This is a genomic window from Orbus sasakiae (assembly GCF_039542345.1).
Taxonomy (GTDB): Bacteria; Pseudomonadota; Gammaproteobacteria; order Enterobacterales; family Orbaceae; genus Orbus; species Orbus sasakiae.
This window is the reverse complement of the sequence record NZ_BAABHY010000001.1, coordinates 1,513,126-1,527,046: the sequence shown is the minus strand read 5'-3', so window position 1 is coordinate 1,527,046 and position 13,921 is coordinate 1,513,126. Positions and strand designations below refer to the sequence as shown.

Annotated in this window: 14 protein-coding genes; 7 read left to right on the top strand and 7 right to left on the bottom strand. The window is 35.5% G+C overall.

Features of this window, described 5'->3' with window-relative positions:
- Positions 1-191 precede the first annotated feature (191 nt).
- Entirely contained in the window at positions 192-1,088 is an 897-nt protein-coding gene (htpX, locus tag ABEA36_RS06665) for a protease HtpX (RefSeq protein ID WP_345490088.1), read from the top strand.
- A gap of 59 nt (positions 1,089-1,147) precedes the next feature.
- Here the strand turns inward: htpX and ydiK are convergent, their stop codons facing one another.
- Positions 1,148-2,197, bottom strand: coding sequence for an AI-2E family transporter YdiK (gene ydiK / locus ABEA36_RS06660; protein WP_345490086.1), 1,050 nt, complete (start codon positions 2,195-2,197; stop codon positions 1,148-1,150).
- A 173-nt stretch (positions 2,198-2,370) separates the two neighbouring features.
- Here ydiK and eco point away from each other — a divergent pair, with 173 nt between their 5' ends.
- Complete coding sequence (gene eco, locus ABEA36_RS06655; RefSeq protein ID WP_345490084.1) at positions 2,371-2,868, top strand: serine protease inhibitor ecotin; 498 nt, start codon at positions 2,371-2,373, stop codon at positions 2,866-2,868.
- A gap of 64 nt (positions 2,869-2,932) precedes the next feature.
- Here the strand turns inward: eco and tolC are convergent, their stop codons facing one another.
- Complete coding sequence (tolC, locus tag ABEA36_RS06650) at positions 2,933-4,288, bottom strand: outer membrane channel protein TolC (RefSeq protein WP_345490082.1); 1,356 nt, start codon at positions 4,286-4,288, stop codon at positions 2,933-2,935.
- A 139-nt stretch (positions 4,289-4,427) separates the two neighbouring features.
- Between tolC and nudF the strand changes: the two genes are divergently transcribed.
- Together nudF and cpdA are read left to right on the top strand one after the other, a co-directional pair.
- Positions 4,428-5,060, top strand: a complete 633-nt coding sequence (nudF, locus tag ABEA36_RS06645) for an ADP-ribose diphosphatase (protein ID WP_345490079.1) — start codon at positions 4,428-4,430, stop codon at positions 5,058-5,060.
- A 165-nt stretch (positions 5,061-5,225) separates the two neighbouring features.
- The gene (cpdA, locus tag ABEA36_RS06640) at positions 5,226-6,056 is read left to right on the top strand and encodes a 3',5'-cyclic-AMP phosphodiesterase (protein WP_345490077.1); all 831 of its coding nucleotides are present in this window, start codon (positions 5,226-5,228) and stop codon (positions 6,054-6,056) included.
- A gap of 25 nt (positions 6,057-6,081) precedes the next feature.
- Here cpdA and cls read toward each other — a convergent pair whose 3' ends face one another.
- The 5 genes from cls to fldA all read right to left on the bottom strand — a co-directional run bounded on the left by cls (position 6,082) and on the right by fldA (position 9,781).
- Positions 6,082-7,539, bottom strand: coding sequence for a cardiolipin synthase (gene cls / locus ABEA36_RS06635; protein WP_345490901.1), 1,458 nt, complete (start codon positions 7,537-7,539; stop codon positions 6,082-6,084).
- 11 nt (positions 7,540-7,550) lie between these two features.
- Positions 7,551-8,012 (bottom strand): acyl-CoA thioester hydrolase YciA, encoded by a 462-nt coding sequence (gene yciA / locus ABEA36_RS06630; RefSeq protein ID WP_345490075.1) that lies wholly within the window; start codon positions 8,010-8,012, stop codon positions 7,551-7,553.
- Positions 8,013-8,024: 12 nt separating this feature from the next.
- The gene (locus ABEA36_RS06625) at positions 8,025-8,567 is read right to left on the bottom strand and encodes a septation protein A (RefSeq protein WP_345490073.1); all 543 of its coding nucleotides are present in this window, start codon (positions 8,565-8,567) and stop codon (positions 8,025-8,027) included.
- Positions 8,568-8,653: 86 nt separating this feature from the next.
- Positions 8,654-9,106 carry a ferric iron uptake transcriptional regulator gene (fur, locus tag ABEA36_RS06620; protein WP_345490071.1) on the bottom strand — a complete coding sequence of 151 codons (453 nt, stop codon included), beginning with the start codon at positions 9,104-9,106 and terminating at the stop codon, positions 8,654-8,656.
- A gap of 162 nt (positions 9,107-9,268) precedes the next feature.
- Positions 9,269-9,781 carry a flavodoxin FldA gene (gene fldA, locus ABEA36_RS06615; protein ID WP_345490069.1) on the bottom strand — a complete coding sequence of 171 codons (513 nt, stop codon included), beginning with the start codon at positions 9,779-9,781 and terminating at the stop codon, positions 9,269-9,271.
- 384 nt (positions 9,782-10,165) lie between these two features.
- Between fldA and sucC the strand changes: the two genes are divergently transcribed.
- From sucC to ABEA36_RS06600, 3 genes are all read left to right on the top strand, one after another.
- The gene (sucC, locus tag ABEA36_RS06610) at positions 10,166-11,338 is read left to right on the top strand and encodes an ADP-forming succinate--CoA ligase subunit beta (protein WP_345490065.1); all 1,173 of its coding nucleotides are present in this window, start codon (positions 10,166-10,168) and stop codon (positions 11,336-11,338) included.
- A gap of 16 nt (positions 11,339-11,354) precedes the next feature.
- The gene (gene sucD / locus ABEA36_RS06605) at positions 11,355-12,224 is read left to right on the top strand and encodes a succinate--CoA ligase subunit alpha (protein ID WP_345490063.1); all 870 of its coding nucleotides are present in this window, start codon (positions 11,355-11,357) and stop codon (positions 12,222-12,224) included.
- 109 nt (positions 12,225-12,333) lie between these two features.
- Positions 12,334-13,911 carry a cytochrome ubiquinol oxidase subunit I gene (locus ABEA36_RS06600; RefSeq protein ID WP_345490061.1) on the top strand — a complete coding sequence of 526 codons (1,578 nt, stop codon included), beginning with the start codon at positions 12,334-12,336 and terminating at the stop codon, positions 13,909-13,911.
- The last annotated feature ends 10 nt before the right edge of the window (positions 13,912-13,921 follow it).

The window sequence follows — 13,921 nt, the reverse complement described above, 5'->3', positions numbered from 1 at the left end:
TAATTTTATACCTTCATGTTATTGCATAAAATGCTTACCTATCCCTTTCATTTTATTGTTTATTCTAAACATATTCTCATTAATAATAGGATTATATATTTCACTTTTTTTACATAAAAAAACACTTTAAATATCTTTATTTATCTATATATTATTGAATAGGTTTATTAGTAATTAACAGGACATGATTTATGATGCGAATCGGACTTTTTATTCTTACCAACTTAGCCGTTATGTTTGTTTTTGGTATTATTTTAAGCCTACTTGGCATTGATGCCAGTAGTATGACGGGATTATTAATTTTTGCCGCAATTTTTGGTTTTGGTGGTTCGATCATTTCCCTGTTACTTTCCAAAACAATGGCACTACGAGCCGTTGGTGCACAGGTAATTAAACAACCAAAAAATGCTCAAGAACAATGGTTATTTGATGTAGTACGCCGACAATCAGAGCAAGCAAAAATTAAAATGCCAGATGTTGCAATCTATCAAGCACCTGATATGAATGCGTTTGCGACAGGTGCTCGTCGAGATCACTCTTTGGTTGCAGTCAGTACTGCGTTACTTGAAACGATGAGTAAAGATGAAGCCGAAGCCGTGATTGCTCACGAAATTAGCCATATTGCTAATGGCGATATGGTAACCATGACCTTATTACAAGGGATATTAAATACCTTTGTGATTTTTATCTCTCGTGTATTGGCCTCGGTTGTTGCACAAGCTATGTCAGAACGAAATCGTGGTATGTCGACAATGATATATTTTTTAATCGTGATGGTTTTTGAGTTTGTCTTTGGTATTTTAGCGAGTATTATTACTATGTGGTTCTCACGACGCCGCGAGTTTTATGCTGATGCCGGCTCAGCAAGAATTGTTGGTGCACATAAGATGATTGCAGCATTAGAACGATTAAAAGTGAGTTATGAACCAAAAGAAGACGCTTCAATAATGGCATTTTGTATTAATGGTGTTAAAAAAGCTAAATTCTCTGAACTGTTTATGTCTCATCCACCGCTTGATAAACGCATCGAGGCATTACGTAATGGGACATATTTATCTAAAACAGAAAACAGTCAGTTAGTACGCTAGACGATAAGAATACAAAAAAGTTGATGTAAACGGCCATCAATGAATGGCCATTTATATATTTAATCTTGTTCTTCAACCCAGGCTTGAATGAAGTTATAAGATAGCGCTAAGATGACAGGCCCAATAAATAAACCCATTGCACCAAAGCCTAGTATCCCACCAATAACCCCAAAGAAGATAAGTAAAAATGGCAAATCTACGCCTTTGCGGATTAAGTAAGTCCTCATCAAACTATCAATTGTGGTTAAAATTAACGTTACAATAACTAAAATGATTCCGGATAAAAGGTTACCATCCCAAAATTGCCAAGCTGCACATCCCCCCATAATTAAGACAGGACCAATTTGCGCAACACAGCAAACAAATAACAATAGTGTCAGTAGACCCGGAAATGGCATATTCGTAAAGACTAAACTTAACCCACCAATAAGGGCTAAAGTTACGGCTGTTACGACAACACCTAACGCCACAGCTCGAATCGATTTGCCGGCTAATGTCATTGTATTTTCCCCATGAAGTTTAGATAAACGATGGGCAAAGTGGTAAACATGCTTTTTAACATCTTCACCTTTTAAAAACAGCAGAGCACTAAACACAATCATGACACCACAGTGGAAGATGAAAACACTGATATTGGTTAGTTGCTCAATTGTCCAAGAAATGACAGTGCCAAGGTAGGGTTGTACTTCTTTAACCAGCTCACTACCATCATTATTAATTAAGTCTTCCCATTTCAAATAGAGTTCATTACCGATCAACGGAATGCTTTCTAACCATTGTAATGACGGGAGCTTTTGCTGTGATATATTTTTTGCTATCTCTATTAAAAAACCACCATTTTTAGCAATGCTGGTAATAATCATCATAAATGGGATAATAAAGAATAGTGAAAGGATCACTGTCATGACAAATACGGCGAGTATTCGTTTATCAAAGAGTTTATGTTGGAACCAGATCATTAATGGCCAAGTAGTAATAACAACCATCACAGCCCAAAAGAAACCAAATAAGAAGGGTTCAACAACTCGGTACATGATGATAATAAATAGGCCAATAATTAGTAAATTAAGAATTAATTTTAGTAAATCGTTACTCTTTTCAGTAGGCATAAGTGGATAATATAGATAATTAAGAACGATAATATGATAGCTGATAAAGCGATTTGCTGCTATTATTTTTATTGAATTTTAGCCTTGAAATCATTTGTTTAGCCTATACATATTAAAAGATTAGCAATTAATTTTTGGCCTTCTCAATAAGGGATGTTTATAAGGAGTTTAGTATGAAAAAACTAGCATTATTGGTTATCGGTGCTGCTGGAACATTACTTGCGGCATGTGGAACATCAAGCACACCTTCATTTAAAAGTCTGAATGAAGTTGCACCTTATCCTGATGCTAAAGATGGATATGTGCGTTCTGTGATTTACTTGCCTGAATTAAAAAATGAGCAAGATGCTAAAGTTGAATTGATGATTGGCAAACAGATGTTAGTTGATTGCAATGTTCAACGTTTATCTGGCATAATCAAACAAGAAGATTTAAAAGGTTGGGGATATCAATATTATGTGGTTGATAAAGTCGGTGCTGGTATTTCAACGTTAATGGCTTGCCCTCCTGACTACAAAGCGAAAATGGAGTTTGTAACCATCAATAATGATTTAGGTTTAATCCGTTATAATAGCCGTTTACCGATCGTGGTTTATACTCCACAAGATGTGCAAGTTAAATATCGAGTTTGGACTGGCAGGGATACTATCAAATCAGCTACGATAAATTAAATATTTTGTATTATGTTTATAAAAAAACCTGCTTAAAAGCAGGTTTTTTTGTTCCAGTAAATGATTAATCAATACTGACTAATGTGCTTGTTTCTTTACCTAACATGTTATTTAATTGAATCAAATCATCAGCAGTTAGTGTACCAATCGCATTTTTAAGCGTGAGTAAACTAATTAAATAATCATATTTAGCATCAGACAATTGCTTTTTAGAATTGTAAAGTTGTGTGGTTGCACTTAATACATCAACAATTGTACGAGTTCCGACTTCATAGCCAGATTCTGTGGCATTTAAAGAGCTTTGTGCAGAAATCACACTTTGTTCATAAGCTTTGATTGAACTGATTGCAGCAGAAATATTATTGTATGATGAGCGGACTTTATTAATGACAGAGCGATTAGCACTTTCGAGTTTCTCACTAAAACTTACGTAGTTATATTGCGCTTGTTCAACCTGTGACATGGTTGCACCACCAGCAAATATTGGCATTTCAAAGGTTATACCTATCGAGTTTGTCCCTTTAATTGTGTTAGAATGTCCATAACTATAACTTGGTACAGTGTTGACTCGCTCACCATAAGGTTCACTTTTACTTAACCCAGTTGATGCATTTAGTGTTAATGTCGGTAAGTGCCCTGATTGTGCTAGGCGAATTTGTTCTTTAGCAACATCGCGGCTTAAACGTGCAGTTAATAAATCTAAATTAGAATTTTCTGATTGTTGCAATAATTGGCTTATATTGCTTGGTTTCTCAGTATTAAATGCATTGATATTAATCGTTGATAAGTTTGCATAAAAACGGCCACTTACTTGCCTTAAATCTTCTAATGCATTGTTTAAGCTATTAAGTGCAGTTACTTGTTGTGCAATAGTTAAATCATAGTTGGCTTGAGCATTTTGTACATCGGTGATGGCAACTAAACCAACTTTATGTTGCTGTCTGGTTTGTTCGAGCTGTCGATAAATTGATTTCTTTTGTGCATCAATGTAACTTAATGCATCAATTGCTTTTAACACATTAAAATAATTAGTTGCTGTATTTAAAATTAAGGTTTGTTCTTGTGCTTGGTAAGCGATATCAACAATACTTGCTTGTTGTTTTGAAATATCTAAATTTTTCCACTTAGAAAAATCAAATAAGCTTTGAGAAAGTTTTAAACTTAAATCACCACTTTTGCTATTTTGATCTTTTGCTTCACGATAGCCGTAGCTTATACCGTATGATGCGCTAAGACCCAACTGAGGAAGTAAACTTGCTCGCTGACCTGTAATTGCTGAGTACGCCTTATCTTTATCAGCTAAAGCACTCTTTAGTTCAGGGTTTGTTTGTCTTGCTTGTTCATAAACTTGGATTAAGTTTTCAGCAAACGCTGAAGGTGCTACCATTAAGCTAATAAGAAGAGGTAATACTTTTTTCATGGGCTTTCCCTAAGAATTAAACATAATTATTTTTACTAAATGATTGCGCAATTCTACCAGATAATTAGTATATACATAAGAGTTGGTTGTTTAGCATTCGCACTTTTTATTAAAAATTTTCTTTATTGCGAGAGTTTGTATGAAAAAAATTATCAATAATCCAGTTTTTTTGAATAAAAATGATGTACTTAATCTAACAAAGCGAGTTTTATATAAAGGTTATTTTTCATTATTAGAGTACCGTTTTCAATACCGTAAATTTGATGGTACGGTGAGTGATATAGTGACGCGTGAAATTTTGGAAAGAGGTCATGCCGTTGTATTATTAGCCTATGATAAACATCGTGACAATGTTGTATTAATTGAACAGATCAGAATTGCGGCAATTGAAACTGAGAATACACCGTGGATGCTAGAACTGATTGCAGGTATGATTGATCATCAAGGTGAATCGATTGAAGATGTCGCTAGACGGGAAGCAAAAGAAGAAGCGGGTATTGAAGTAGGCCGCTGTAAACCCATTATTAATTATTTAGCTAGTCCAGGTGGCTTAACTGAAAAATTGCACATTTTGGTAGGAGAAGTTGATTCATCTTTGGCTAAAGGTATTCATGGTTTAGATGAAGAAAATGAAGATATTAAAGTTCATGTTGTGAGTCGAGAGCAAGCCTATCAATGGGTAGAAGATGGGGTAATAAATAATGCGGCTTCTATCATTGCACTTCAATGGCTACAACTTAATTATTCTAAATTACAAACTGAATGGCAGTAATGAGTCAATTAAATTCCCCAAAATCAGTGATATAAAATGTGATTAAATTCACATTTTTTCATATAACATATAGGTTTATAATAAAATTGTGCGCCATTCGACAGAATTGCTAACATTTTTATTATAAACTTAACTTAGTGATTTAAATAACTTTTGGGGTTAGCTTTGAAAGCGAATTCATCCCTTCCAATTAGCAACAATAATAACAAAGTAAAAATATTGCATATTACTGATACTCATCTTTTTGCAAAGGATAACGATGTACTTTTAGGTATCAATACCAATGCAAGTTTTTGCTCAGTTATTAATGAAATAAAACAACAACCGTGTGACTTTGATTTAATTGTTGCAACGGGTGACTTTGTACAAGATGGTAGTGAAGCCGCTTACTATCGGTTTACTCATGAAATCAAGCAATTTGCCATACCCTGTGTTTGGTTGCCAGGGAATCATGATGTTTATGATACTATGAAGTCAGTCTTCGAAAAGCAAAATATGCCAGAACGAAAAGTGATCTTGTGTGGTGAAAAATGGCTTATTGTCATGCTTAATAGCCAAGTACCGGGGAAAGCATACGGGTTACTTGGTGATAATGAGTTAGCCTTTTTAACGGAGACGTTAAATCAATATCCTTCTCGACATGTGATGCTATTTTTACATCACCATCCTGTTTTATCAAACTGCTGTTGGCTAGATCAACACTGTTTAAAAAATAGAGTTGAATTTGGCAATTTAGTTGCACAATATCAAAATATTAAATCGATTGCTTGGGGACACATTCATCAGAACTTTGAAAGCACGTGGCAACAATGTAAAGTCTTTTCAACGCCTTCAACGTGTGTACAATTTAAACCGTCATGTCACGAATTCAGTTTAGCAAATGATTCACCGGGTTGGCGAATTATTGAATTATACCCTAATGGAATTGTAGATTCGACAGTGCATTGTTTAAATGAAAATGCTTTTATACCGGATATGACAGTTAATGGTTACTAAGCGTAGTATCAAGTCATACAATTGATTAGAGCAAGGGTGCAAAGAAATAGAAAAGTCGTTCAATAATATGTTGCCAAAAGGGTCTTTTTCTCCACTCAAGTAATGGAATCTCTTTTGACTGTTGAAGATAGCTTTGTAATAATTTATTTAAGTTATTGGCAAATTCAGTGTCATCAATGACTGCAGTAAGTTCAAAATTCAGCCATAAGCTACGCATATCTAAATTAACCGTACCCACTAAACTTAATTGATTATCGATTAGTACACTTTTGGTATGCAGTAGGTTATGTTGAAATTGGTATAGTTTTACGCCACTTTCTAATAAATCACTGAAAAAGGCGCGGCTAGCCCAGTTAACCATCAGTGAATCATTATTCTGTGGAATGATAATACTCACCTTTACACCTCGTTGTGCAGCAGTACATATTGCATGAAGTAAATCATCGCTTGGCACTAAATAGGGCGTGGTAAAGATGATTTCGTCCTGTGCAGAGTAGATAGCAGTCAGTAGTGCTTGATGAATCATGTTTTCTGTATAGCCAGGTCCTGATGGAATTAATTGCATGATATGCTGTTTTTCTTCAGGAGGCTCAACAAAATCTGTCACTTTTGGTAAAGATAATTTTTTACCGGTTTCTAGCTCCCAATCACTGGCATAAATGGCACCCATCAGTGTGGTAATTGGGCCATTCATACGGATCATCACATCGACCCATTCCCCCACATTTTTATTTTGTTTAAAAAATCGGGGATCAACGATGTTCATGCTACCTGTATAAGCTATATGATTATCAATAATTGCAACTTTGCGGTGTTGGCGTAGATCTAAACGTCGAAACATGAATCGCAATAAATTAACTTTTAACGATTCAACTATTTCAATACCCGCTTCTCTCATACGGTGACTTTCATCTGTTTTTAGAAATTGACGGCTACCAGCTGAATCAAGCATCAGTCGACACACTACACCTCGTTTAACTGCGTCAATTAAGGCATCTTCCACTTCATTAGCACGGCCACCTTTATACCAAATGTAAAAGACCATCTCAATATTTGAGGATGCTTGATTGATATCAGCAATTAAATTATCGAAGATTTCATCGGGGGTGCTCATTAATACGATATGATTACCACTAATACCATCTAAACCCGTTTGGTGTTTGCATAACTGAAACAATGGTTTGGCAACACTACTGACCTGTTTAGTGAAGATCGAGGGAAAATCATGTAACTTTTGAATAAACGTGTTGATAATGGGACGCATTTCTTGTGCTCTTTTTACTCGGCGTTGTCCTAAATGGGTCTCACCGAGTAAAAAGTAAAGAATAATACCGACGACAGGCAGGATATAAATCACCAACATCCATGCCACAACGAAGGTAGTTGGCCTTCTTTTAGTCACGATTCTTAATGTGGTTGCAACAACTAAAAACCAATAGCTAAAAAAGATAAGAGAACTCATCCAAGCGTAAAAAGCGGCCAATGATACATTCATTAGGTATGACTTAGTGCTAATTTGCTGATGTCATCAGTTTCGCAATTAAAATTTTGAAACTGTTCAGCCAATGGACGCGGTTTGTTATGTTTGTCTACAGAAACATAAGTATAAATAGCATCGGTAATACAGTAACGCTGTCCCAATGAATTACCGCTGTCTGAAATTTTCTTTACCCAAATTTCAATGGCAATTGTAATTGAAGACGTCCCTGTTTTTAAACAACGGGCATAACAACATACTACATCACCAACCATCGCTGGTTTGTGAAACGTGATACTGCTTGCATTGACCGTCACAATTCTACCGCGTGCAATTTCTTGAGCAAGAATACCACCGCCTACATCCATTTGTGACATAATCCATCCACCAAAAATGTGACCATGCGGATTAGTATCACTTGGCATAGCAAGGGTTCTTAAAACTAATTGACCTTTTGGCGATTCCGTTTCTTTATTCATATTAATACTCCATTAACTGTGATTATTATTTTTATCGCTTTTTTGGTAGATATATATACCGGATACCAAAGCAAGTAGTAAAGATGCCCCTGGTAAAATAAAAGTTTTAAATACACCAAAAAACTCAGTAGACATATTGTACGTGACATACAAACTAATAATGCCACAAAAAATAAAGAAGAATGCCCACAGTATGTTTAGTTTATTCCAAACAGATGCTTCTAACTGAATTTCTTTACCCAATAGCTTTTGAATAAGATTCTTTTTAAAGAAGACTTGGCTAATAAGTAATACTATCGCAAATAGGAAATTAATTAATGTAACTTTCCATTTGATAAAATCTTCGTTATGTAGATAAAGTGTTAATCCACCAAACACCATAATCATTAAATAAGAAAAGAGTTCTACTTTTTCAATTTTTTTATAAATTAACCAACTAATAACAAATGCAACAGTTGCAGATATCATTAATGCTTTAACACCAGCAAAAATATCATACATCATTAAAAAAACAAAAAAGAAGATTAACGGTATAAAATTAAGTAGTTGTTTCATGTTTGGAAAAACCTAAGAAAATCAATATGAGAATTTAATGATAAAAACCTGATTTTCATCAGGCTTTCATCATTAACATAAGTAGGTTACTTTTTGTGATGAAGAGCGGGATCTTGTTTGCAGTCGCCGTCAGCACAGTGACCATATAAGTATAAGCTGTGGTATGTTAATTTAATACCATATTGTTCAGCAATTTCTTTTTGTCGTTTATTGATGACTTCATCTCGAAATTCAAATACATCACCACAGTCTAAACAGATAAGATGATCATGATGGTATTGTGTCGCTAATTCAAAAACAGCTTTACCGCCTTCGAAGTTATGTCTAGTGACAATACCCGCATCGTCAAACTGGTTTAAAACGCGATAGACTGTTGCAAGGCCGATTTCTTCACCTAAATCTAATAGCTTTTTGTAAAGATCTTCAGCTGTAACGTGTTGGTATTGAGGATCACGCAATAATTCCAAAATTTTTAAACGGGGGAGGGTGATTTTTAATCCTGCATTTTTTAACGCGGCATTATTTTCTTGAGCGGTCATATAAAATCCCAATACTATATTAAATTCTTACATGTATTATAGGAAATTTTTAAAAAAAATAAAGCAATCATTTTGAAAGGGTATTCCAATCTACTTATTAAGATTAAGTAAATCTTATATAAATAGATTAGAATTATTAGCGAGTTAAGTCTAATACGTGGATTAAAGAGCCATCTCTTTTTTTACTTGTTCGACCCAATTTTGAATACGTTCTTGAGTTAAATCCGCTTGACGGTCTTCATCAATAGCTAGTCCGACAAAGTGTTTATCATCAACCAAGCTCTTTGAGGATTCAAAATAATATCCTTCTGTCGACCAGTGACCAACGATTTTAGCACCTTGAGGTTCGATAATGTCACGCAAGGTACCCATTGCATCACAAAAATATTCAGCGTAGTCTTCTTGATCACCGCAACCAAAAATTGCCACCGTTTTTCCCGAAAAATCGACTTGTTCCAGATTAGGGAAGAAATCATCCCAATCACATTGCGATTCACCATAGTACCAAGTTGGGATACCGAAAAGAAGATATTCGTATTTTTCAATTTCTTCTTTAGTACTTTTGGCAATATCATAAATCTCTGCCGTATCATTACCTAATAGTTGTTGGATTTGTTCTGCTACTTTTTCAGTATTGCCGGTGTCACTGCCGAAAAAAATTCCTACTTTGGCCATATTTTTACCCTATAGTCTTAATTACTGTATTGCTTATAAACGCTCAAATATCGTCTCCATATGTCATACTAATTAATGCGAAAGGATCAATATAAAGGATGAACAGTACTAACCAGCCAGACTATTGCTATCAATACTACCAATCCCCATCCTCGCATTGGTATCAATGATACTTGCATAATAAATGAAGAAGACAATTGAGATGTAAACTTAGAATTATAGTATCACAGAATAAGAAAACAGCAATAATGCTTCATTTTTCATAGATTTTATTTATGAAAACACTACAGTGCTACACAATTGGTTAATATTGGATTACACTTAGTCATTATCGAATTTATCCATTTAGTATAAGTTTATTATCAATTTCTTTGGAAAATATCTATGAATCTGCATGAGTATCAATCAAAGCTATTATTTAAAAAATATGGATTACCTGTTCCAGTTGGGTATGTGTGTCATTCTGTTGATGAAATTTCAGAAACATTAGCCGAACTCACATCACAAAATTTATTAGGTAAGTGGGTTGCTAAGTGCCAAGTTCATGCCGGCGGCAGAGGAAAAGCCGGCGGGGTTATCTGCACAGATAAATTTCAAGAAATCAAAAAATTTGGTGAGCATTGGTTAGGGCAACGTTTGGTCACTTATCAAACAGATCAGTATGGGCAACCAGTTAATAAAATTTTGATTGAACAAGCTTCTGATATCCAAAGCGAAATTTACCTTGGTGCGATTGTTGATCGTAGTCAAAAACGCATTGTGATTATGGCATCAACCGAAGGTGGTATGGAAATTGAATCTGTGGCGGCCAATACGCCAGAATTAATTTTTAAAGTCGAAATTGATCCGTTAATAGGACCGAGTGCTTATCAAGGCCGTGAACTCGCTTTTAAACTTGGGTTAAGTGGAAAACTGATTAATCAATTTACTAAAATTTTTATTAATCTAACGAAATTATTTATTGAAAATGATGTGTCACTTGCTGAGATCAATCCATTGGTTATTACTCAATCAGAAGAATTGTTGTGTTTAGACGCCAAAATTGTACTCGATGATAATGCATTATATCGTCATCCTGATCTCAGTGTATTACGTGATATCACTCAGGAAGATGAACGAGAATCTATTGCAACTAAGCAAGGAATCAGCTACGTCTCTTTAAATGGGAACATCGGGTGCATGGTAAATGGTGCGGGTTTGGCAATGGCAACCATGGATATCATCAAATTATACGGTGGTGAGCCAGCTAACTTTCTTGATGTTGGGGGCGGCACGACTAAAGAACGAGTAACCGAAGCATTTAAATTAATCTTATCTGATAAAAATGTTAAAGCAATATTGGTCAATATTTTTGGTGGTATTGTTCGTTGTGATTTAATTGCTGAAGGCATCATTGAAGCCATCAAAGAAATTGAGTTAACGGTACCAGTTGTGGTGAGATTAGAAGGAAATAATGCCAGCATTGCAAGAGACATTCTTGCCAAAAGTAAACTGAATATTATTAGTGCGGAAAGTTTAGCTGATGCAGCACAAAAAATTTCGGCTGTCGCTAAATAAAGGAATGGAGTAGAAAATGTCAATTTTAATTAATAAAGATACCAAAGTTATTTGTCAGGGATTTACGGGCAGTCAGGGTACACTTCATTCCAAACAAGCGTTAGAGTATGGCACAAAATTAGTGGGTGGAGTTACGCCTGGCAAAGGTGGGTCAACTCATTTAGGTTTACCGGTTTTTAATACGGTCCAAGAAGCCGTCGATGAAACAGGTGCAACTGCAACTGTCATTTATGTTCCAGCTGCCTTTGGTAAAGATTCTATTTTAGAAGCAATTGATGCTGGGATTAAACTGATTGTCTGTATTACAGAAGGGATTCCAACCCTTGATATGTTATACGTGAAAGAAAAGTTACAACAAACAGATGCAATCATGATTGGACCTAATTGCCCAGGTATTATTGTTCCAGATCAATGTAAAATTGGTATCATGCCAGGCCATATTCATTTAGCGGGTAAAGTGGGCATTATTTCTCGTTCAGGGACCTTAACCTATGAGGCAGTGAAGCAAACTACTGATATTGGGGCAGGGCAGTCTGTGTGTATTGGTATCGGCGGCGATCCGATTCCTGGTAGCGATTTTATTACCATGCTAGCATTACTTGAAAAAGATCCTGAAACAGAAGTGATTGTTATGATTGGTGAAATTGGTGGAAATGCAGAAGAATTAGCCGCTCAATATATCAAAAAACACATTACTAAGCCTGTTGTTAGTTATATTGCTGGCGTTACTGCACCAAAAGGCAAAAGAATGGGGCATGCAGGGGCGATTATTTCAGGTGGTAAAGGCACCGCCGCAGAAAAAACCAAGGCACTGCAAGACGCTGGTGTGACTGTTGTATCGAGTTTAATTGATATTGGTGAGGCCGTAAAAAAACAAATTAATTAATTTTTTTTGATCATCATCAATTTAAATACTAAAAATTAGTGTACAATAGCGGCAAGATTTTCTTATATAATTATATTGTGGGCTTTAGTTGTAGTCTTAGGGAGCAAAAATGTTAGATATCGTTGAACTATCAAGACTCCAGTTTGCACTTACAGCAATGTATCATTTCATATTTGTCCCGTTAACATTAGGGATGGCATTTTTACTTGCCATTATGGAAACTGTATACGTTGTTAGCGGTAAACAAATCTGGAAGGATATGACAAAATTCTGGGGGAAATTATTTGCAATTAATTTCGCTCTAGGTGTTGCTACTGGTTTAACAATGGAATTCCAGTTCGGTACAAACTGGTCATATTATTCACATTATGTGGGTGACATCTTCGGTGCACCGCTTGCTATTGAAGGTTTAATGGCATTCTTTTTAGAGTCAACCATGGTTGGACTTTTCTTTTTTGGTTGGGACCGAATGAGTAAAGGAAAACATTTAATGGTGACTTGGTGTGTTGCACTAGGCTCTAATTTGTCAGCATTATGGATTTTAGTAGCTAATGGTTGGATGCAATTCCCTGTAGGGTCTGAATTTAATGCATTTAATGCTCGAATGGAAATGAGTAGTTTTTTTGATTTAATTTCCAGTTCAGTTGCACAATATAAATTTGTTCATACAGTTGCTGCTGGTTATGTGACTGGTGCAGTATTTGTTCTTAGCATAAGTTCATATTATTTATTGAAAAAACGAGATGTGGAGTTTGCAAAACGTTCATTTGCGGTCGCTGCAATGTTTGGTTTTGTTATGTCAATTACCCTGATTATGATGGGGGATGAAGCTGGTCATGAAATGGCAACAGTTCAACCGACTAAACTTGCCGCAATAGAAGGTGAATGGGAAACACAACCTGCACCAGCTGCATTTAATGTCATTGCTTTCCCTTCTCAGTCAAAACAAGAAAACTTGTTTGCGATTGAAATTCCTTACGTAATGGGAATCATGACAACTCGTTCACTTGATACTGAAGTTAAAGGTTTAAAAGACATCATGATTGATAATGAAGCTAGAATTCGTAATGGTATTTTAGCTTTTGATAGTCTTGAAAAAATCAAAAAAGGCAGTCAGGATCCTTTAGTTCACCAGATTTTTGATGAGCATAAAGATGATCTAGGTTATGGTTATTTAGTAAAACGTTTTACTGATAGAGATAATGTCACCATTCCTCAAGCAACTGAAGCACATATTCAAGCTGCTGTACAGGACTCGATTCCGGCTGTTGCTCCATTATTCTGGGCATTTAGAATCATGGTCGGACTTGGCTTCTTAATGCTACTAGGTATTGCAATGTCAGTCTGGATTACATGTAAAAATAGAATCGGCAAATATCGCTGGTTCCATCGTTTGGTTTTATTAAGTCTACCATTCCCTTGGATAGCAAGTGAGTGTGGTTGGTTTGTTGCAGAATACGGACGTCAACCATGGGCAATTAATGGTATATTACCAACCGGTGTTGCCAATTCTTCATTAACAGCAGGTGAAGTACTATTTACAATGATTTTGATTTGTGGATTGTATACGCTGTTCTTGGTCGCAGAAATGTTCTTAATGTTTAAATATGCTCGCCTTGGACCAAGTTCATTAGGTACAGGTAAGTATCATTATGAAAATACGCAACCACAAGCGACCACAGAATAAGGCATGAGGA

Bases quoted from the DNA above. Each gene is read 5' to 3' on its own strand.
- sucC (WP_345490065.1), top strand. From the start codon at position 10,166: ATGAATCTGCATGAGTATCAATCAAAGCTATTATTTAAAAAATATGGA.
- tolC (WP_345490082.1), bottom strand. From the start codon at position 4,288: ATGAAAAAAGTATTACCTCTTCTTATTAGCTTAATGGTAGCACCTTCA.
- ydiK (WP_345490086.1), bottom strand. From the start codon at position 2,197: ATGCCTACTGAAAAGAGTAACGATTTACTAAAATTAATTCTTAATTTA.
- ABEA36_RS06600 (WP_345490061.1), top strand. From the start codon at position 12,334: ATGTTAGATATCGTTGAACTATCAAGACTCCAGTTTGCACTTACAGCA.
- fur (WP_345490071.1), bottom strand. From the start codon at position 9,106: ATGACCGCTCAAGAAAATAATGCCGCGTTAAAAAATGCAGGATTAAAA.
- eco (WP_345490084.1), top strand. From the start codon at position 2,371: ATGAAAAAACTAGCATTATTGGTTATCGGTGCTGCTGGAACATTACTT.
- fldA (WP_345490069.1), bottom strand. From the start codon at position 9,781: ATGGCCAAAGTAGGAATTTTTTTCGGCAGTGACACCGGCAATACTGAA.
- sucD (WP_345490063.1), top strand. From the start codon at position 11,355: ATGTCAATTTTAATTAATAAAGATACCAAAGTTATTTGTCAGGGATTT.
- yciA (WP_345490075.1), bottom strand. From the start codon at position 8,012: ATGAATAAAGAAACGGAATCGCCAAAAGGTCAATTAGTTTTAAGAACC.
- htpX (WP_345490088.1), top strand. From the start codon at position 192: ATGATGCGAATCGGACTTTTTATTCTTACCAACTTAGCCGTTATGTTT.
- ABEA36_RS06625 (WP_345490073.1), bottom strand. From the start codon at position 8,567: ATGAAACAACTACTTAATTTTATACCGTTAATCTTCTTTTTTGTTTTT.
- nudF (WP_345490079.1), top strand. From the start codon at position 4,428: ATGAAAAAAATTATCAATAATCCAGTTTTTTTGAATAAAAATGATGTA.